Annotated in this window: 17 protein-coding genes and 1 pseudogene; 8 read left to right on the forward strand and 10 right to left on the reverse strand. The window is 52.0% G+C overall.

What is annotated here, in order from left to right:
• Window positions 1-2 precede the first annotated feature (2 nt).
• Both IV433_RS17750 and nadE read right to left on the reverse strand, forming a co-directional pair.
• Complete coding sequence (locus tag IV433_RS17750; protein ID WP_195815257.1) at window positions 3-1,199, reverse strand: multidrug effflux MFS transporter; 1,197 nt, start codon at window positions 1,197-1,199, stop codon at window positions 3-5.
• 155 nt (window positions 1,200-1,354) lie between these two features.
• Window positions 1,355-2,185, reverse strand: coding sequence for an ammonia-dependent NAD(+) synthetase (gene nadE / locus IV433_RS17755; RefSeq protein ID WP_195815258.1), 831 nt, complete (start codon window positions 2,183-2,185; stop codon window positions 1,355-1,357).
• Between the two features lie 466 nt (window positions 2,186-2,651).
• On the opposite strand from nadE, the gene IV433_RS17760 reads away from it, so the two are divergent.
• Complete coding sequence (locus IV433_RS17760) at window positions 2,652-3,416, forward strand: DUF481 domain-containing protein (protein ID WP_195815259.1); 765 nt, start codon at window positions 2,652-2,654, stop codon at window positions 3,414-3,416.
• A 75-nt stretch (window positions 3,417-3,491) separates the two neighbouring features.
• On the opposite strand, the gene IV433_RS17765 is transcribed toward IV433_RS17760, so the two are convergent.
• From IV433_RS17765 to yeaG, 3 genes are all read right to left on the reverse strand, one after another.
• Window positions 3,492-3,683, reverse strand: coding sequence for a hypothetical protein (locus tag IV433_RS17765; RefSeq protein WP_195815260.1), 192 nt, complete (start codon window positions 3,681-3,683; stop codon window positions 3,492-3,494).
• Between the two features lie 212 nt (window positions 3,684-3,895).
• Window positions 3,896-5,170: a YeaH/YhbH family protein gene (locus IV433_RS17770; RefSeq protein WP_195815261.1), complete on the reverse strand. Its 1,275-nt coding sequence runs from the start codon at window positions 5,168-5,170 to the stop codon at window positions 3,896-3,898.
• Between the two features lie 34 nt (window positions 5,171-5,204).
• Entirely contained in the window at window positions 5,205-7,139 is a 1,935-nt protein-coding gene (yeaG, locus tag IV433_RS17775; protein WP_195815262.1) for a protein kinase YeaG, read from the reverse strand.
• A 520-nt stretch (window positions 7,140-7,659) separates the two neighbouring features.
• Here yeaG and IV433_RS17780 point away from each other — a divergent pair.
• Window positions 7,660-8,409 (forward strand): MipA/OmpV family protein, encoded by a 750-nt coding sequence (locus IV433_RS17780; protein ID WP_195815263.1) that lies wholly within the window; start codon window positions 7,660-7,662, stop codon window positions 8,407-8,409.
• Between the two features lie 120 nt (window positions 8,410-8,529).
• Window positions 8,530-9,384 carry an aldo/keto reductase gene (locus tag IV433_RS17785; protein ID WP_195815264.1) on the forward strand — a complete coding sequence of 285 codons (855 nt, stop codon included), beginning with the start codon at window positions 8,530-8,532 and terminating at the stop codon, window positions 9,382-9,384.
• Between the two features lie 73 nt (window positions 9,385-9,457).
• Here the strand turns inward: IV433_RS17785 and IV433_RS17790 are convergent, their stop codons facing one another.
• Together IV433_RS17790 and gapA are read right to left on the reverse strand one after the other, a co-directional pair.
• Window positions 9,458-10,327, reverse strand: coding sequence for a D-hexose-6-phosphate mutarotase (locus IV433_RS17790; RefSeq protein ID WP_195815265.1), 870 nt, complete (start codon window positions 10,325-10,327; stop codon window positions 9,458-9,460).
• Between the two features lie 171 nt (window positions 10,328-10,498).
• On the reverse strand, window positions 10,499-11,497 hold the full coding sequence (gene gapA, locus IV433_RS17795) for a glyceraldehyde-3-phosphate dehydrogenase (RefSeq protein WP_193333173.1): 999 nt from the start codon (window positions 11,495-11,497) through the stop codon (window positions 10,499-10,501).
• A gap of 349 nt (window positions 11,498-11,846) precedes the next feature.
• On the opposite strand from gapA, the gene msrB reads away from it, so the two are divergent.
• On the forward strand, window positions 11,847-12,260 hold the full coding sequence (gene msrB / locus IV433_RS17800; protein ID WP_195815266.1) for a peptide-methionine (R)-S-oxide reductase MsrB: 414 nt from the start codon (window positions 11,847-11,849) through the stop codon (window positions 12,258-12,260).
• Between the two features lie 82 nt (window positions 12,261-12,342).
• Window positions 12,343-12,615 carry a YeaC family protein gene (locus tag IV433_RS17805; RefSeq protein WP_195815267.1) on the forward strand — a complete coding sequence of 91 codons (273 nt, stop codon included), beginning with the start codon at window positions 12,343-12,345 and terminating at the stop codon, window positions 12,613-12,615.
• A gap of 72 nt (window positions 12,616-12,687) precedes the next feature.
• Here the strand turns inward: IV433_RS17805 and pncA are convergent, their stop codons facing one another.
• From pncA to sppA, 3 genes are all read right to left on the reverse strand, one after another.
• Window positions 12,688-13,317 carry a bifunctional nicotinamidase/pyrazinamidase gene (gene pncA / locus IV433_RS17810; protein WP_195815362.1) on the reverse strand — a complete coding sequence of 210 codons (630 nt, stop codon included), beginning with the start codon at window positions 13,315-13,317 and terminating at the stop codon, window positions 12,688-12,690.
• Between the two features lie 20 nt (window positions 13,318-13,337).
• Window positions 13,338-14,351, reverse strand: coding sequence for an asparaginase (gene ansA, locus IV433_RS17815; RefSeq protein ID WP_165057761.1), 1,014 nt, complete (start codon window positions 14,349-14,351; stop codon window positions 13,338-13,340).
• A 156-nt stretch (window positions 14,352-14,507) separates the two neighbouring features.
• Window positions 14,508-16,361, reverse strand: coding sequence for a signal peptide peptidase SppA (sppA, locus tag IV433_RS17820; RefSeq protein WP_195815268.1), 1,854 nt, complete (start codon window positions 16,359-16,361; stop codon window positions 14,508-14,510).
• A gap of 179 nt (window positions 16,362-16,540) precedes the next feature.
• Here sppA and IV433_RS17825 point away from each other — a divergent pair, with 179 nt between their 5' ends.
• The 3 genes and pseudogenes from IV433_RS17825 to IV433_RS26420 all read left to right on the forward strand — a co-directional run bounded on the left by IV433_RS17825 (window position 16,541) and on the right by IV433_RS26420 (window position 19,605).
• Window positions 16,541-17,092 carry an NAD(P)H nitroreductase gene (locus IV433_RS17825; RefSeq protein ID WP_195815269.1) on the forward strand — a complete coding sequence of 184 codons (552 nt, stop codon included), beginning with the start codon at window positions 16,541-16,543 and terminating at the stop codon, window positions 17,090-17,092.
• Between the two features lie 247 nt (window positions 17,093-17,339).
• Complete coding sequence (locus IV433_RS17830; protein ID WP_195815270.1) at window positions 17,340-19,286, forward strand: DNA topoisomerase III; 1,947 nt, start codon at window positions 17,340-17,342, stop codon at window positions 19,284-19,286.
• 22 nt (window positions 19,287-19,308) lie between these two features.
• A pseudogene (locus IV433_RS26420) lies at window positions 19,309-19,605 on the forward strand (DUF1496 domain-containing protein).
• The last annotated feature ends 46 nt before the right edge of the window (window positions 19,606-19,651 follow it).

A 19,651-nucleotide genomic window follows, 5' to 3' on the forward strand; every position in this document is an offset into this window, starting at 1 on the left:
TTTTAGCTCTCCAGACGGGTCAGCTGGCCCGTCGATTTCTTACTGGCACGACGCGCCAGCATCGCCAGACATCCTCCCGCCAGCATTACCAGCGCAAGGCTCAGCTTAGGTTGTAACGGCAACGCCATCGCAATAAAGCCGAGCAGTGCGCCACCGGCCATCTGCACCGAACCGACCAGCGCAGACGCCACACCGGCTTCACTTGAGAACGGCTCCAGCGCGTAGCTGGTGGCTGGCCCCATCAGGAACGCTAAACCTGCACAGGCGCTGGCAACCGGCAGCATATACAACCAGGTCGCGGTTTGTTCTGCCGGTGGCACCAGCGTGATCCCGGCAATCAGCCCCAGACAACCGATAAACATCAGGATACCGCCGGCTTTCAGACACACCGGGCGTCCCACTTTGCGGATAATACGGTTGGCAATAAAACTCACTGCCATAATCCAGAAGCCGTTTGCACCGAACACAATGGAAAATTCTAACGGTGTGAGGCCTGCGACGTTCATCAGCACGGTCGGTGCCAGCGAGACATAGGTCAGCGCCATGCCCATCGCACCGGCGTTAACTGCGGCAAAAGTGATGAAACGTGTATCCGACAGGATCCGCGCGTACTGTCGAAACGGCAGGCCGGAGTTGGTTTGGGTATCCGCCGGGCGGGTTTCCGGCAGTTTGAAAATGACCAGCAGCATGACCGCAACGGTATAGCCGGCCAGCGCCCAGAACGGCGCACGCCAGCCATAATATTGCGCAATCAGGCCGCCAATCAGCGGCGCAAGCGCGGGGATAATATTGAGCGTTCCGTTGAGGAAACCGTAGGCGCGAGCGGCATCGTTGCCGCTCATGCGGTCACGCACACCGCTGAAAATTACCACCGACGTACAGCACACGGCCAGCCCCTGAACCACACGGGATAACAGGAACATCCACGGCGCAACCGACGTGGCCGCGATAATTGCGCCCGCCAGATAAACCACGATGCCGATAATCGCGATCGGGCGACGTCCAAACTTATCCACCAGCGGACCGGCGACCAGTTGCCCTAATCCCATCACCAGTATGAATAACGAAATCGAAGACTGAATTACCGCTTCGGTGCTTTGCAAACCGAGGGCAATCGCCGGGATGGCGGGCAGGTACAGGTCGATACCCAGAGGGCCGAGCAATACCAGGCTCAGCAGCAGAAAAAGGAATTTTTGCATTGGAAACATCACTGTCAGTCAGTCCGGAAGGGGACTAAGGGTAATGATTTCGTTAATGAATGGAAAGTAACTTGTGATTTCAGAGCCGAAAGGGAGACACCGGTAGAATAAACGGACACGCAATACGTGCCCGTTACAGAGATTGCCGACAGAAATTACTTTTTCTTCCAGAAATCATCGAACACAGTAATCGGCGGCTGACGTTTATGTTCAGTGCGCAGATACCAGCCTTCGATAATCGCCGCGACGTTGTCATCCACTTTTTTGCCTTCTAGATAATCGTCGATCAGCTCGTAGGTCACGCCCAGTGCGACTTCATCCGGCAGGGAAGGACGGTTTTCTTCCAGATCCGCGGTCGGTGCTTTGGTGTACAGATGCTCCGGGCAGCCCAGCGTTTTGAGCAGTGCTTTACCCTGACGTTTGTTCAGGCGGAAAATCGGGTTGATATCCGTGCCGCCGTCGCCGTATTTCGTGAAGAAACCGGTAACGGCTTCGGCTGCGTGATCCGTCCCGACGACAACGCCTTTTTTCATCCCGGCGATGCTGTACTGGGCTTTCATTCGCTCACGGGCTTTCTCATTACCTTTGATAAAATCGCTCAGCTCAATGCCAATTTCACGTAACGTCGCTTCGCTCGCCAGCACCGCATTTTTAATATTTACGGTCAGAACCTGATCGGGCTGAATAAAAGTGATGGCGTCCTGACAATCGGACTCGTCAGCCTGCACGCCGTACGGCAAACGCACGGCGATGAACTGGTAATCATCTTCTTTCGTTTCCGCGCGTAATTCGCTAATTGCTGTTTGGCAAAGTTTGCCGGTAAGAGTAGAATCTTGCCCGCCGCTGATACCCAGAACCAGTGTCCTGATGAACGGATGGGCCAGCAGGTAACTTTTGAGAAAATCGACGCTGACACGGATTTCCTTTGCGGCATCGATATGCGGTTTAACGTGCAATGCCTGAATAATCTCTTTTTGTAAAGCCATGACCACTCCTCCTGAAGGCTGCCTTCGAGGAACCCGAGGCAAAAATAAGATGTTATCGGGATAAAACTACCCCGCATCGCTCAAAAGGACAAGATTCAGCGACGAGTTCGGCGGAAATCTGTACGTCGCCGGCTCGCAAGCTCTCTGACGAGAGCGGCAGGGCAAGAAGTCAGTTTGGCGCACCAGGAATGATTACAGAACTGCATTGAAATAAAAATCAATGAAAGAGAACGTAATGATTTTGTATGTTTCTATTGCCGGAAATATATGTCATTCGGAACTATCTAAAAAAGCCGCTTTATTAAGATATCCCGTGCTGAGTGCGTTATATTTGTTGCGGTAAAAATATTTGTATGTATGTGCCATCGAAACGGAGTTGTCAGGCTTGATTAACGGATCCTAATTAATGGCATAAATCGTGTGGTCTACTCTCGTTATTTGCCTTAAGTCTTATTGGGGAAACAAAATGTTTTTTCGGGTTGTACGTCGTTTACCAGCTTGTGCCGTAATTTGCGGTGCAGCGCTGTATAGTATTTCAAGCCTTGCAGACACCACCATTTTCACTGCGCTCGATGATCCTGCTCAGGCGAAGAAGCCTTTCGTAGGCAATGTGCAGGCGGGTTACAGTGCACAAACCGGTAACACCAGCAACTCCACGCTGAATGCTGATACCACCATGACCTGGTTTGATACCAACACGGCTTACAGCCTGTGGGGTTCTGCGCGTAACACTTCTTCTTCCGGTGTCCGTTCATCCGAGAAGTATCAGGCGGGCGGTCGTACCCGTTATAATCTGGATAACGCGAACTACGTCTTTGGTCAGGCGAGCTGGTTGAGCGACCGTTATAACGGCTATCGCGCGCGCGATGTCGCAACCATCGGTTACGGTCGTCAGATCTGGAGCGGTCCGGTTCATACGCTGAATCTGGAAGCCGGTCCGGGTGTTCGTCACGATGAATTCGAGCAGGGCGGCCACCAGACCCGCGCTCTGGCCTACGGTTCAGGGACTTACGGTTATCAGATCAGCGATACCGCACGTTTCACGCAGGGCTTCTCCGTATTAGCCAACGATGAAACCACGCTGAACTCAGAAACGGCGCTGACTGTTGCTATCAATAGCCACTTCTCGCTGAAAGTTGCGTATGACGTGACTTACAACACCAAACCACCAGCCAGTGCGCCGGATAAAACCGACACCGTCACTTCTGTGAATCTGGTTTACGGCATGTAATTTCCTTCGCGGAATTATCGAAAAGGCCAGGGGAGAGATCCTCTGGCTTTTTTTATGCACCGGGCCGTTCTGACCTTAAATATAATGACTCACCTGAGTCTCAATTCTTGCCGCTGTGGTTTTAAATTCTTTTGCCAGTAAAGCAATAAACGCATCGCGGTCGATATGCTCTACCTTTCCCTCGTGATAACCCTCTGAATATGAAACATAAAGCCCGTCTTTGAACCCGATCTCTACAGGTTTATCTTCAATACGAATTTTTTCCATAATGTATTCCTCAACCTTTTGTTTAAACAACAATAAAAGAAGGCAACATCACAGGTGATTGGGGTCTTAAAATTATGGAAGATAGTGTGACGCCGGACGGGAACGTAATCTGTGATCGTGGGCGAATAACCTTATGCGTAGCAGGTTCTTATGCGGATAATACCCGCAAAAAAGCCGGCGAGGATTGCCGGCTTTTTAATTAACGTCGAACATTAACTGTTCTCAGTTTGCTTATGGAAGAGTTCCCGGAAGACCGGATAAATATCTTCCTGTTCGCGGATATGCTGCATGGCAAAATTATCGAATTTCTCCTGCAACACTTCGTATTCACGCCACAGCGTCTGGTGGGCGCGGCGGGTGATTTCGATATAGCTGTAATAACGCACCATCGGCAGGATCTTCTGTGCCAGAAGCTGGTGGCACAGAGGGGAATCGTCAGCCCAGTTATCGCCATCGGAAGCCTGCGCGGCATAAATATTCCACTGCGCCGGGTCATAGCGTTCCTGAATGACTTCATCCATCAGTTTCAGCGCGCTTGAAACGATGGTCCCACCGGTTTCCTGCGAGTAGAAGAACTCCTGTTCATCCACTTCTTTGGCTTGTGTATGGTGACGGATATAGACCACGTCGACGTTTTTATATGTCCGGCTCAGGAACAGATAGAGCAGAATATAGAAACGTTTGGCCATGTCTTTGGTTGCCTGATCCATGGAACCGGAGACATCCATCAGACAGAACATCACGGCCTGGCTGGAGGGCTCAGGGCGACGCTCGTAGTTGCGATAACGTAAATCAAAGGTGTCGATGAACGGCGTTTTGGCGATTTTCGCCCGCAACTCGGCGATTTCTTTACGCAGCCGTTCTTCTTCCAGTAATTGTGCCGGTTCACTGTGTTCGACCTCGGTCAGCGTCGATTCCAGTTCACGCAGCTCCCGTTTTTTCCCCGCGGTCATCGCCGTGCGGCGAGCCAGGGAATTTTGCAAAGAGCGCACCACACTGATATTCGCCGGTACGCCGTTAGACGTATAACCGGAGCGGTGGGTTTTGAATTCAGTCAGCTGCTTATGCTGATTTTTTCTCAGATTAGGAAGCGCCAAATCTTCAAACAGCAGATCGAGATATTCGTCTTTGGAGATCTGGAAAGAAAACTCGTCTTCCCCTTCACCGTCCTGACTGGCTTCGCCCTGACCACTGCCGCCGCCACCGCCCCCTTGCGGTCGTTCGATACGGTCATTCTGCACAAAGTGGTCATTGCCGGGGTGAACACGGTGGCGTAAGCCACCGCGGCCCTGATGGAACATGGGTTCGTTGATATCTGCATTGGGAATCGAAACCGACTCCCCGCTGTCCACGTCGGTAACCGAACGCTTGTTAATGGCCTCGGCAATCGACTGTTTGATTTGCGACTTATAGCGACGCAAGAAGCGCTGGCGGTTCACCGCGCTCTTGTTTTTGCCATTCAGCCGTCGGTCAATAAAATACGTCATATTTCCCCCAAACGACGTTGCCAACGATCCCCTGTTACGAGGATTTTCTTACGCGCAGATACCATTCACACAGCAGGCGAACCTGTTTGCGTGTATATCCTTTCTCCATCATTCTGTCGACAAAATCATCATGTTTCTTCTGTTCATCGGTCGACGTCTTGGCGTTAAACGAGATAACCGGCAGTAATTCCTCGGTATTTGAGAACATTTTTTTCTCAATAACCGTGCGCAGTTTTTCGTAACTGGTCCAGTTTGGATTGCGGCCGCTGTTGTTGGCGCGGGCACGCAGCACGAAGTTGACGATTTCGTTACGGAAATCTTTTGGATTACTGATCCCCGCCGGTTTTTCGATTTTTTCCAGCTCTGCGTTCAGGGATTCACGGTCAAACAACTGGCCGGTATCCGGGTCGCGGTATTCCTGATCCTGGATCCAGAAGTCAGCGTAGGTGACATAACGGTCGAAAATGTTTTGCCCGTACTCTGAATAGGACTCCAGATAAGCGGTCTGGATCTCTTTGCCGATGAATTCAGCGTATTTCGGGATCAGATAGCCTTTCAGGTGTTCCAGATATTTTTCCGCGATGTCCTGCGGGAATTGCTCGCGCTCGATTTGCTGTTCCAGAACATAGAACAGATGGACCGGGTTGGCGGCGACTTCCACATGATCAAAGTTGAACACGCGGGACAGAATTTTAAACGCGAAACGCGTCGACAGCCCGTTCATGCCTTCGTCCACGTCCGCATAATCGCGGTATTCCTGATAGGACTTGGCTTTCGGATCGGTGTCTTTCAGGCTTTCGCCGTCATAGACGCGCATTTTGGAATAGCTGCTGGAGTTCTCCGGCGTTTTCAGACGCGAAAGAATGGAGAATCGGGCCAGCGTTTCTAACGTGCCCGGCGCGCAAGGAGCATGCGCCAGTTCACTGTTGCTGAGCAGTTTGTCGTAGATTTTCATCTCTTCAGAAACGCGCAGGCAATAAGGCACTTTGACGATGTAGACACGGTCAAGGAACGCTTCATTATTCTTGTTGTTGCGGAACGTCACCCATTCAGATTCGTTGGAGTGCGCCAGAATAATGCCGTTGAACGGCAGGGCAGAGATCCCCTCAGTCCCGTTATAGTTACCTTCTTGTGTGGCGGTCAGCAGCGGATGCAGCACTTTAATCGGTGCCTTAAACATCTCGACGAATTCCATCACACCCTGGTTTGCGCGGCAAAGTGCACCGGAATAACCGTAAGCGTCCGGATCGTTTTGCGCGTGGTTTTCCAGCTTACGGATATCTACTTTCCCGACCAGCGCGGAGATGTCCTGATTGTTTTCATCGCCAGGCTCAGTTTTGGCGATAGCAATTTGTTCGAGAATTGACGGCCAGACTTTCACGACTCTGAATTTCGTGATGTCACCGCCAAATTCGTGCAGACGTTTTGCCGCCCACGGCGACATGATGGTGCCCAGATAGCGCGGAGGAATGTTGTATTCTTTTTCGAGAATATGCGCATCTTCCTGCGGATTAAACAGGCACAGCGGATGATCGTTTACCGGGCTGCGTTCGCCGTTGGCGCTCAGCACATAAATCGGTACACGTTGCATCAGGGATTTCAGCCGTTCGGCCAGTGACGATTTACCGCCACCCACCGGGCCCAGTAAATAGAGGATTTGTTTCTTTTCTTCCAGCCCCTGCGCGGCGTGTTTCAGATAGGAGACGATCTGCTCGATGGCCTCTTCCATGCCGTAAAATTCTTCAAATGCAGGGTAACGTGCAACAACACGGTTCGAGAATAAACGCGACAGGCGTGGTTCAAGCGCGGTATCTACCATCACTGGTTCACCGATTGCCATCAACAGACGTTCCGCCGCATTGACATAAGCACTGCGATCTTGCCGTGCAATGGTAAGAAATTCCTGCAGTGTGAACTCTTCGTCCTTGGCAGCCTCATAGCGCTGGCGATAATGGTCAAATATGTTCATACGATGCCCGTCCTTCGTTATTTTACCTTTCGTTTTGAAGCGTTAGCGCAACCTCAAAGACTTGGGTATAGCACAGGTTAATGAGAGCTAAGCCCCCGGAAGAAAGATCTCCCACCTGAATACAGCAACCCTTATGCCAACTTGCAGAACCCCTTTGACGCTGACAGTTGCGATGATTTGAAAACTGTCATAAATCGGTGGGACGGGCGACCGTTCAGGCTAAGTCTTTCATCTATTTATAAGCGTAGTTTGGCATTAGAAAAATTTCCTCTCTGGTTTTGCCGTTTTTTAAGTCATTTCAATGACTCAGTTGTCCGGAATGCTCTGAAAAGCCTTGCAGGACGTGCCTTACAGACCGGAAGTTGTTTCTTTAGTCATTTTTATTTCATATTTTGCAGATAAATTGTGCGATCGCTTCGATTTTTCAGGGTAAGGTTTTTTAGAGAACGAGAAATGCTAAGCGCGACCCTTACGCTTCATTTACACTACCGACGATTTTTTACTTAATGGAATTAAGACAATGAAGATTTTGAACCTCAAAACACTGTCCATCGTGGGCTCGGCAGTGCTTTTCAGTCATGCAGCTGTCGCAGGAACCTGGTCACTCGGCGCTTCGGCTCTGGGGGATGTCAACGCATACCGTGGTTATGACAATAAGATTTTACCCGTGCCGATCGTGTCTTACGACAGTGACGATTTCTATTTCAAATCACTGACTGCGGGCTACTATCTCTGGAAAGACAGCAGCAACAAATTCAGCGTTACCGCAACTTATATTCCATTCGGTTTTGATCCCGACGACTCTGACGATCACCAGATGAAACGCCTGAACAAACGTCGCGGCACACTGATGGGCGGTCTGGCATATTCACATGTTGAAGACTGGGGTACGCTGCGTGCAACGTTTAACGGTGATGTGCTCAATAACAGCAATGGCCTGGTCGCCGATGCGGCTTATCTGTATCCGATTCATCAGGACAACTGGGCGCTGGTTCCTGGTTTTGGTGTCATGTGGAACAGCAGCAACCAGAATGATTACTACTATGGCGTCACCAAAGGCGAATCGCGTCGCAGTGGTCTGAGCAGCTATTCTGCCGATGACAGCTTCAGTCCTTACGCCGAGATTTCCGCTCGTTATAACTTTACCCGCGACTGGCAGGGCTTCTTCACCGGCCGTTACATCCGTTTAGCGGATGAAGTGAAAGACAGCCCGATGGTAGATAAATCTTATACCGCGATTGTCTGGACCGGCGTGACTTACAGCTTTTAATTAAGCGGGCACTTTTCTGGTGCGCAGTCTGCACATTCATGGGGCGTTTCGCCCCATTTGCACATTTATAGTTCATCACGAGTTCATCACTTATTTTGCAGACCCGACAGGAGGAAACAGATGAAAGCGAAAACCGTGCAATTTCCTGATGGCACAAGCGTTCCCGCAATCGGACAAGGCACCTGGTTTATGGGAGAACAACGCAGTGAGCGGCGCGCCGAAGTCGATGCGCTGAAACAAGGGCTGGATGCCGGTATGACCCTGATCGACACCGCAGAAATGTACGCGGACGGTGAGGCGGAAAGGGTGGTCGGCGAGGCAATAGCCGGACGGCGTGATGAAGTGTATCTGGTCTCAAAAGTCTATCCGCATCATGCCGGAGGGGAGAAGGCGATAACCGCCTGCGAACAAAGTCTCAAAAGATTGCAAACAGATTGTATAGACCTGTATCTGTTGCACTGGCGTGGTTCGATTCCGTTACATGACACCGTTGCGGCGATGGAAAAGTTGCAGCAATCAGGCAAAATCCGCCGCTGGGGCGTGTCCAATCTTGATACCGATGATATGCAGGCATTGTGGAAGATCCCCGGCGGCCAGGAATGTATGACCGATCAGGTTTTATATCACGCCGCTTCACGGGGCATCGAATTTGACCTTTTGCCGTGGTGCGAAGAACACGCTATCCCGGTAATGGCGTATTGCCCGCTGGCACAGGCCGGAAAATTGCGTCATGACGTGCTGGAAAATCCGGTGATGCAGAAAATTGCCTCCGCGCGCGGCGTAAGCAGTTCGCAAATCGCGCTGGCCTGGGTGACGCGTACCCGCAACGTGATTGCGATTCCTAAAGCCGTTCAGCCACAGCATGTCAAAGAGAATGCGGCAGCGCTGACGCTGTTTCTGACGGATGAAGAAATCGCGTTGATCAATGCTGCCTTTCCGGCACCACGCGAGAAAACCTCGCTGGATATGGTCTGAATTCACTCAATCTGACGCAAACAAAAGGGGCCTGATGGCCCCTTAGTTTTTACGACGGGAAAAATCTGTCCGGTTATTTGCGGATTGAGAATGTCACCGCAAGACGTGCCGGTGCAGCGGCGGTCGAAACATGCTTGTTTGATACCTGCGCCGTTTCAACACAAACCATGGTTTTGTAACCGTCGTCTGGCATATCGGCCATGCTTACGGACAGCGCAGAACCCGGGTTCCAAGCCACAACGTCAGCGTTGTTTTCGTGCGCAACAACCAGCGTGCGTTTCAGAACCGGATCCACGATTTCACTGGTCGCCTGAGGCTGGGTGTAGATGCGGTCAGTCTGCCCGGTAAAGGTCAGGTCACCGGCCTCTTCTTTCAATTTCGCGCCATCGACTTTATCAATGAAGCTGGCACCGAGGCCTTTAACGGTGACATCCGCGATATCGCCGATGTTGAAATAGGTATGCAGGGCGCTGTTAGCGTCGAAGTCACCCGCAGATTCCAGCTCAATGTGGCAGGTTGCGCCGAGAGTGAAGCGTGCGGTCAGCACAAATTCATGTGGCCACAGTTCCAGGCTTTCTGGTGAGCTTTTCAACGTTAGCGTCAGAACAACGCCTTCAGCGCTTTCTTTGTGATCGGTCAGTGTCCAGGCGAAGTTACGCGCAAAGCCGTGAGATGGCTTACCCGCCGGGCCAAACCACGGCCAGCAGATTGGAATACCGCCACGAATTGCGACGCCTTCTTTGAAAGCGCTGGCGCTGCTCATCCACAGCACAGGCGCTTCGCCTTCAGGCTGCCAGGACAATAAATGTGCGCCTTGCAAGGCTACAGCCGCTTTTACTTTGGGATGAGAAACAACGATCACCGGCAGTTCGTCAATCTGACACTGGCTGATGGTGGTTGAAATTTGGTTTACGACCGGAAGAGAAAAGAGTTGTTCTGTCATTATCTAAAGTCCTGTCAGGGTTTTAACAATTACGAAGATAAGAACCAAGACTACAGATGAACGTCGTCAATCTGTTTGATCGCACTCATGTGCCTGATAAAAAATGTGCGACTGACAGAAAGCAAAAGGGCGACTTGCGTCGCCCTTCAATCAGTTCATCAACATTGCCAATTATTTGGAAACGTGAGAAATCAGATCCAGTACTTTATTTGAGTAGCCAGTTTCGTTGTCGTACCAGGAAACCAGTTTCACAAAGTTGTCATTCAGCGCGATACCTGCTTTAGCATCGAATACTGAAGTCAGTTTTTCGCCGTTGAAATCGGTAGAAACAACGTCGTCTTCGGTGTAACCCAGAACGCCTTTCAGGTCGCCTGCTTCAGAAGCTGCTTTGATTACTGCGCAGATTTCTTTGTAGGTTGCTGGTTTTTCCAGACGTGCAGTCAGGTCAACAACAGAAACGTTAGGAGTAGGAACGCGGAACGCCATACCTGTCAGTTTACCGTTCAGAGCAGGGATAACTTTACCTACTGCTTTAGCTGCACCGGTAGAAGAAGGGATGATGTTCTGAGATGCGCCGCGGCCGCCGCGCCAGTCTTTGTGAGACGGGCCATCAACAGTTTTCTGAGTTGCGGTAGTTGCATGAACAGTGGTCATCAGTGCTTCAACGATACCGAAGTTGTCGTTGATAACTTTAGCCAGTGGTGCCAGGCAGTTAGTGGTGCAAGATGCGTTAGAAACGATTTCCTGACCTTTGTATTCTTTATGGTTAACGCCCATAACGAACATAGGGGTGTCATCTTTAGATGGACCAGTCAGAACAACTTTCTTAGCGCCTGCAGTGATGTGTTTACGTGCAGTTGCGTCGTCCAGGAACAGACCAGTCGCTTCAGCAACAACATCAACGTTAACTTCATTCCATTTCAGGTTAGCTGGGTCACGCTCAGCGGTAACACGGATGGTTTTGCCGTTAACAACCAGGTGACCGTCTTTAACTTCAACAGTACCGTTGAAACGACCATGAGTTGAGTCGTACTTCAGCATGTATGCCATGTATTCTGCGTCTAACAGATCGTTGATTGCTACGATCTCGATGTCAGAACGTTCCTGAGCAGCACGGAAAACAATGCGACCGATACGGCCAAAACCGTTGATACCTACTTTGATAGTCATATATTCCACCAGCTATTTTTTTAGTGAATAAAAGGTTGGTTGTAAAATTACAAAAACCTTGCTGAGCGTCAAGCGGAATCGTGTCAATTATTGCTGTAAGTCAAAGCGACGACCTACTGTTGCTCGCTTATTGCACGTTCCGTTTTTTTAATCGGCTCACAACCACATGGGGGCGAAAAACAGAATATAAAGGGCAAGAAGATCAGGAGTGTGATCGCCATCACAAGTTGGAGCTGGCTAACGCTGATGCCATACAGTTTAGGACAAAACAGGCTGAATTGTTGTTAATTTTTTGTTATTATAAACTGTTAATTTAGTTGTAATTTAAATTCGTCAGAGAACGATAATCATGAGCAATGCATCCAAATCTGCTTCTGCACCCGAACAACTCACTGAAATTCAACGTTATGTCACCCAGGAACACGGAACCGAGCGTCCGTATACGGGAAAACTGCTGCACAACATTCGCCAGGGCATTTATCATTGCGTAGTGTGTAACGCGCCTCTGTTTTACTCCGAGACTAAGTATGAATCCGGTTGCGGATGGCCAAGTTTTTATCAACCTGTTGACCACGATGCGATAAAATATCTTACTGATAATACGCATAATATGGACCGCGTTGAGATCCGCTGTTCCAGCTGCGGGGCGCATTTAGGGCATGTTTTCCCGGATGGCCCGCAACCAACAGGTGAACGTTACTGCGTAAATTCTGCTTCGATGAGTTTTACCGACAGCAAAAATGGCGAAAAAACGGCCGGTTAGGCTGCGCTGTAATCTTACCGACAAAATCGATTCAGCTATTATTCAAAACCTTTTGAATAATCGTGTTGAACAGAGGTGCCAAATGGAAATTAATCAACTCATTGATGTAATTACGCCGGAAATCTACGCACGTCTGGCGCTGGCCGTAGAGCTGGGGAAATGGCCCGACGGTGTGGCGCTGACGCGAGAACAAAAAGAGCACAGCCTGCAGGCAGTGATGCTGTATCAGTCTCGTCACAACGTGGATGCCCAACATATGAGCATCGGCACTGACGGGCAGATCGTCACCAAAAGCAAACAAGAGCTGAAACAGCAGTTCGCTCAGGACGCGCTGATTAGACTCAAACCGGAGTAATGGGAAGGGGTATGTCTGAGGCATAAAAAAGGCGCATAACGCGCCTTTTTTGCATCTGAAGGCCTGGAGGAATCAGCCGTTCAGTGCGTCTGCTGTCCCGATTTGTGCGCCAGCCTCTCGCATTGCTTCAACAGCTTCAGCACTGTCGTGAGGTTCGATGTTCACGCCGCGGCAGCCATCGGTCAGCAGCGTAACCTGATATCCCTGCGCCAGCGCGTCCAGCACCGTGAACTTCACACAGTAATCTGTCGCCAGCCCCATGACATAAAGATGTGAAATTTTTGCGGCCTTCAGCCAGTCGTTCAGCACGGTAGCGGCGCGGTGGCCGTTATCGAAGAATGCGCTGTAACTGTCGATTTCTGCGTCCGTGCCTTTCTGCACGACAAAATCTAAAAGACGCGTATTCAGTGACGGATGGAATTCCGCGCCGGGTTCCTGCTGAACGCAGTGAACCGGCCACCAGATCTGCGACAGCCCGTTCAGTTCGCCCGATGTCCAGGCATCCTGATGTGAGTTCGCGGCAAAACTTTTGTGTCCGGCAGGGTGCCAGTCTTGCGACGCCACCACGGGAATACCGCGGCTTTTACACCACGACATCATCTGATTGGCGACGGCAATAGTTGCATCCCCGTCATTAACGGCCAGCGCGCCACCGCGGCAAAAATCGTTTTGCAAATCGACCAGCAACAACGCAGATTTCATATCGCCTCTCATACGGACAACTATTCCGTCAGCTCGCCACGCAGATTCTGCTGCATCAGTTCGCGGATTTCTTCCGGGGTATGCGACTGGCTGAGCAGGTAATGCAGCTTAGTCAGCGCGGCTTCCACCGTCATATCAAACCCGCTGATCACGCCGGAATGCGCCAGCGCATTGCCCGTTGCATAACCGCCCATGTTGACGCGTCCGGAGATACATTGCGTCAGATTCACGACCACAATGCCGCGCTCAGAAGCGTCCTTCAGCACTTTCAGCAAATCGCCTTTTTGCGGGGCATTGCCGACACCGTAAGAGCGCAGGATCAGCGCTTTCACCGGCTGCATCAGAAAGTTTTGCACAACTTCTGCGGAAATGCCGGGGTAAATTGTCACCACGCCGATAGGCTGCGGGGTGATGTGATGCACTTTCAGCGTCGAAGCAGGAACAACCGGCAGCGACGGTGTCGACAGGCGGCGGATATGAATACCTGCTTCCAGCAGCGGAGAAAGATTGGGTGACGCAAATGCATCAAAACCGTCGGCGTGGGCTTTGGTGCTGCGGTTGCCGCGATACAGACGGTTGTTGAAAAACAGGGTGACTTCGTTAACCGGATGATTTGCCGCGATATACAGCGAGTTCAGCAGGTTAATCTGCCCGTCAGAGCGCAGGGCTTCCAGCGGGATTTGTGAACCCGTGACGATCACCGGCTTGCTCAGATTTTCCAGCATGAAAGACAGCGCAGAGGCCGTGAAAGCCATGGTGTCCGTGCCATGCAGAATCACAAAACCGTCGTAATCGTCGTAATGCGCCTGAATGTCGTCCGCGATGTGCTGCCAGTCTTCCGGCGTCATGTCGGAAGAATCCATCAGTGGCGCGTATTCCTGAATCGTGAATTCAGGCATTTCAGGGCGGTGGAATTCAGGCATCAGCGCCAGCTGGCGTTGTAAATGGCCGGATACAGGAATGTAACCCTGCTCAGAACGCTGCATACCGATGGTGCCGCCGGTATAGGCAACGTAAATAGATTTTTTAGTCATCGAAGATGTTCTTTTTTTAGAAAGGTGAAAGCAACTGCGCTAAGTATAAAGGCTTCGCTGCCGCTGTCCCACCCAAAAAGCGCCGCGCCACAAAAAAGCCCGGCGTTCTCAGGGAGAAGCGCCGGGCGGATTTTCATGCAAGAGTGGTTAACGGAATTACTTCACGTCACCACACGTCAGGCAAAGTGCATAACGGTTTTGCGGATCGTTCATGTTGCTGAACAGATCAGCCTGTGATTTCAGCTCCATCGCCATTTTGCTCACCGGCGCAGGCAGATAGGCCTGAATAGCGGCAGGCAGCATGGCGTGAACGGACACGCTAACCTGAGAGAACAACATATCGCTCAGGCTTGGCTCGCTGACATACCAGTTCAGCTGCCATTTTGGCAGTTTCGCCAGATCTGCGGCTTTCTTCACTGCGTCATCGAAATCACCCAGCTCATCCACCAGACCGTTGGCCTTGGCGTCAGAACCAATCCAGACGTGACCCTGTGCAATCTGATCAATCTGCTCCGGCGTTTTATGGCGGGAATCCGCCACCAGGCCGAGGAAGGTTTTATACCCATTCTCAATGTTCAGCTGCATCATTTGCGAGAACTCCGGCGGCAACGCTTTGGTCGATGCGATATCGGCCAGCGGAGAGGTCGCCACGCCGTCAGTATGCACACCGGCGTAATCAAGCGTGTTCTGATACGTATTGATCACACCAAAGATACCGATGGAACCGGTCAGCGTGCTCGGGCTGGCAATGATGTAGTTCGCTGGCGTTGAAATCCAGTAACCCCCGGAAGCCGCCATGCCACCCATTGAAACCACAACCGGTTTACCCGCGGCTTTCGCGGCGGCCAGTTCAGAGCGGATCACTTCAGACGCGCTGACGCTGCCGCCCGGGCTGTTAACGCGCAATACAATCGCTTTCACTTTCGGATCCAGGCGGGCATCGCGAATTTGCTGTGCGGTAGTATCACCGCCCACTGCACCGGGTTGTTCTTCGCCGTCATTGATGGCGCCGGTGGCGAAGATCACTGCGATCTGCGGATCGTTGTTATCCGGTTTTGGCCTCGGTGAATAATCGTAAATGCTGGTGTAGTTAAAGTCTTTGGTGGTTTTATTCCAGCCAAACGCTTTCACCATGTCATTGTCCGCTTCGGTACGCGACGCCAGAGAGTCCACCAGTTTGGCTTTCAGCGCGTACTGCGCCATATCGCCGCCGGTGGCCTGCATGCCTGCAAGAATGCCCGCAGCACCCGGGAACAATTGCTCAGGCGTAATCTGACGGTTAGCTGAAACGGTATTGAGGTAGTTACTCCACAAGCCACCAATCCAGCGGCTGTCCGCCTCGCGGGCCGCAGGGGACATATCATCACGGATCAGCGGTTCAACGGCGGATTTATACGTTCCGACGCGGAAGATGTTGGTGGTGACTTTCAGCTTATCCAGCAGAGATTTGTAGTACAAATTATTGGTCGCAAAACCGTGCAAATCGACCGCGCCCTGCGGCGACAGGTAGATTTTATTGGCGTAGCTCGCCAGATAATATTGCGACTGATTGTAGCTGTCGCCGATGGCGTAAATCGGTTTACCGGCATCACGGAATTCGCGCAATGCTTTACCGATATATTGCATGGATGACTGATCGGTGCCGGTGAAATCGGTCAGCTGCAACACGATACCGGTGACGTTTTTGTCATCTTTTGCAGAACGAATAGTATCGACCAGATCAAACAGGGAGTTTTCCTGCAACCGGTTGCTGGATGTCCCCAGAAGCTCGCGGCCCCACTGGCGGACTTTATTATTCACGGAAGGTTTATCCACCACCGAGCCGCTAAGATCGACCAGCAGCGCGCCTTTCGTGGTTTCAACCGGCTTATCCTGCACGGCATACCAGATGCCGACGCCGGCCAGAATGATCAGAATAAGAAATACGTTGAGAATGAATTCTCTGACGAAATTAAGAAGACGCCAGGTCCACTTAAAAAAACCGGCGATAATTCGCCACAATGTGCGCATGGTCTCTCCAATAAGACGGTTAAGTCTCGCTATCCTAATGACCTGCCGGAGAAATGTCAGCTTTAAATCATTTCAGAATTTGGCGGTGACGCATTATCCGAAAGGCTGCCGGAGGTTGGAAAAATGCGTTGTGCCTATGTTAACGTAAGGTAAATAGCAATTATTCTCAGGAGATTAAAATGGACGCACTGGATTTGTTACTCAACCGCCGTTCTGCATCCCGTCTGGCGGCTCCCGCACCGGCAGGTCAAGCGCTGCAAAATATCATCAACGCGGGGATGCGTGCGCCGGACCACGGTGCGCTCCAGCCGTGGCGCTTCGTGATTGCGGAAAATGATGGTCTGACGCGTTTCAGTGAGCTGCTGGGTGCGGCGGCCATCAAAGACGGCGCTGACGAAAAAGCCGTTGAGAAAGCCACGCAGGCTCCGCTTCGCGCACCGCAGATCATCACCGTGATTGCGGCCTGCAAGGAAAGCCCGAAAGTGCCACAGTGGGAACAGCTGTTGTCAGCCGGTTGTGCCGTGCAGGCGATGCAGATGGCAGCTCTGGCGCAGGGGTTCAACGGTATCTGGCGCACCGGCGCGTGGACCGACCATCCTGATGTCCGCAAAGCCTTCCATTGCGGCGGGAACGATAAAATCGTCGGTTTCCTGTATCTCGGTACGCCACAGCTCAAGGCCAGTTTGCAGGTCATTCCGGTGGACAGCGCGCCTTTTGTGACGCATTTCTAAGCCATTCCCTCACGACAGGCAGACCGGTTTTTCAGCAGAATATGTTCAGTTCATTCTGATAAACCGGTTTTTCGCTGCCTTTGTGAGCGACCGCCATCCCGGATGTCTCTGCCCATCTTACTAATTGCGTCGCCAGCGGCTAACATAGCCACCTCTGGATGATGAGGACGTTGTGAATGAAGGATGGGACGATGGAAATTTTTGTAGCGATCACACTCGCGGTCACACTTCAGGCCGGTGCGGTCTGATGCGTCTGTTTATTGCCGAAAAACCCAGCCTTGCCCGCGCTATTGCAGATGTCCTGCCGAAGCCTCATCGCCGCGGCGACGGATATATTGCCTGTGGCAACGATCAGGTGGTGACCTGGTGCGTCGGTCACTTACTGGAACAGGCCCAGCCGGATGCTTACGACAGCCGCTTCGCCCGCTGGGCGCTGGCTGACTTACCGATCATTCCCAATAAATGGCAGCTTCAGCCGCGTCCTTCCGTCGCCAAACAGCTTAATGTCATCAAACGTCTGCTGCTTGAGGCCTCTCAGGTTGTCCACGCGGGTGACCCGGATCGGGAAGGGCAACTGCTGGTGGATGAAGTACTGGATTATCTGGAACTCACGCCGGAAAAACGCCACGCAACCCAGCGCTGTCTGATTAACGATCTCAATCCGCAGGCCGTCGAACGCGCCATTGAACGCCTGCGCGACAACCGCGATTTTATTCCGCTGTGCGTTTCTGCGCTGGCACGCGCCCGCGCTGACTGGCTTTACGGCATCAACATGACCCGCGCCTATACGATTTTAGGGCGCAATGCCGGATACAACGGCGTGCTTTCCGTCGGCCGCGTGCAAACGCCAGTGCTCGGGCTGGTGGTGCGCCGTGATGAAGAAATCGAAAATTTCATACCGAAAGATTTCTTTGAAGTAAAAGCGCACATCGTCACACCTGCCGACGAACGTTTTATCGCGCTCTGGCAACCGAGCGAATCCTGCGAGCCGTATCAGGATGAGGAAGGGCGTTTGCTTCACCGCCCGCTGGCGGATCACGTGGTGGCGCGCATTGCCGGGCAACCGGCGATGGTCACCGGGTATAACGACAAACGTGAAAATGACATTGCGCCGTTGCCGTTCTCGTTATCCACCTTGCAGATTGAAGGGTCAAAAGCCTTTGGTCTGAGCGCACAGCAGATTCTGGATATCTGCCAGAAACTCTACGAAACGCACAAATTGATTACGTATCCGCGTTCGGATTGCCGATATCTGCCAGAAGAACATTTTGCCGGACGTCACGCCGTACTGAATGCCATCGGCGTTCACCGCCCGGATTTAATGCCGCAGCCAGTCGTTGATACCGATTTGCGTAACCGTTGCTGGGACGACAAAAAGGTCGATGCGCACCACGCTATTATCCCGACAGCGCGCAGCAGTAACGTCAACCTGAGCGAAGACGAGCGCAAAATTTACGGTCTGGTGGCGCGTCAGTACCTGATGCAATTCTGCCCCGACGCGGTTTACCGCAAATGCGTTATCGATCTGGATATTGCCGGTGGCAAGTTCATCGCCAAAGCGCGTTTCCTGGCTGAGGCAGGCTGGCGAACACTGCTTGGCAGCAAAGAGCGTGACGAAGAAAACGAAGGTACGCCGTTGCCGGTCGTGGCGAAGGGCGATGAATTACTGTGCGAGCGCGGAGAAGTGGTGGAGCGCCAGACGCAGCCGCCGCGCCCGTTCACCGATGCGACGTTGCTTTCCGCAATGACCGGTATTGCGCGTTTCGTGCAGGATAAAGAACTGAAGAAAATTCTGCGCGCCACGGACGGTCTGGGCACTGAAGCGACACGCGCCGGGATTATCGAACTCCTGTTCCGCCGCGAGTTTTTATACAAAAAAGGGCGTTATATTCATTCCAGCGACACTGGCCGCGCACTGATTCATTCGCTGCCGGACATTGCCGCAAGGCCAGATATGACGGCTGACTGGGAATCCACGCTGACGCGTATCAGTGAAAAAAGCTGCCGCTACCAGGATTTCATGGAACCGCTGGTCGCCACGTTGCAGAACCTCATCATTCAGGCCAAAACGAACCGGGTGTCTTCGGCATTCCGCAGCCTGCCTTCTAAGCCCGCTGCGGCGGTAAAAGGCAAAAGCGCACCTAAACGGCGTAAAGCCAGCCCCAAAGGGAAGGAAGCAAACAGTGATGAATAACGTACTGATGAATAAGAAGTTGATGCATAAAGCGCTGATGGCGTTACTGGTCAGTTCGTCATTGCTGTCGGCTCCGGTTATGGCGGAGCGTTACGGCAACGGCGCGGACGTCGTGGTGCCGCTGCCGCCGCAAATCTGGGAAAACAGCGGCAACAGTAATAATAACAGTGCGCCGACCTGCCATAATTGCTGCATCTACAACAACTAGAGCTACAGCGAGGGCGCGGTGGTCACGGCGGACAGCGTGGTGCTGCAATGCTCGCGCGACCCGAACGTGGTCGGCACCAATGAACTGAAATGGGAAGTACTGAAAAAATAACCCGGCCCTGAACAACAAAAAGGCGCGGAAACAGTCACCTGTCCGC

The organism is Rahnella laticis, assembly GCF_015644585.1.
Classification (GTDB): domain Bacteria; phylum Pseudomonadota; class Gammaproteobacteria; order Enterobacterales; family Enterobacteriaceae; genus Rahnella; species Rahnella laticis.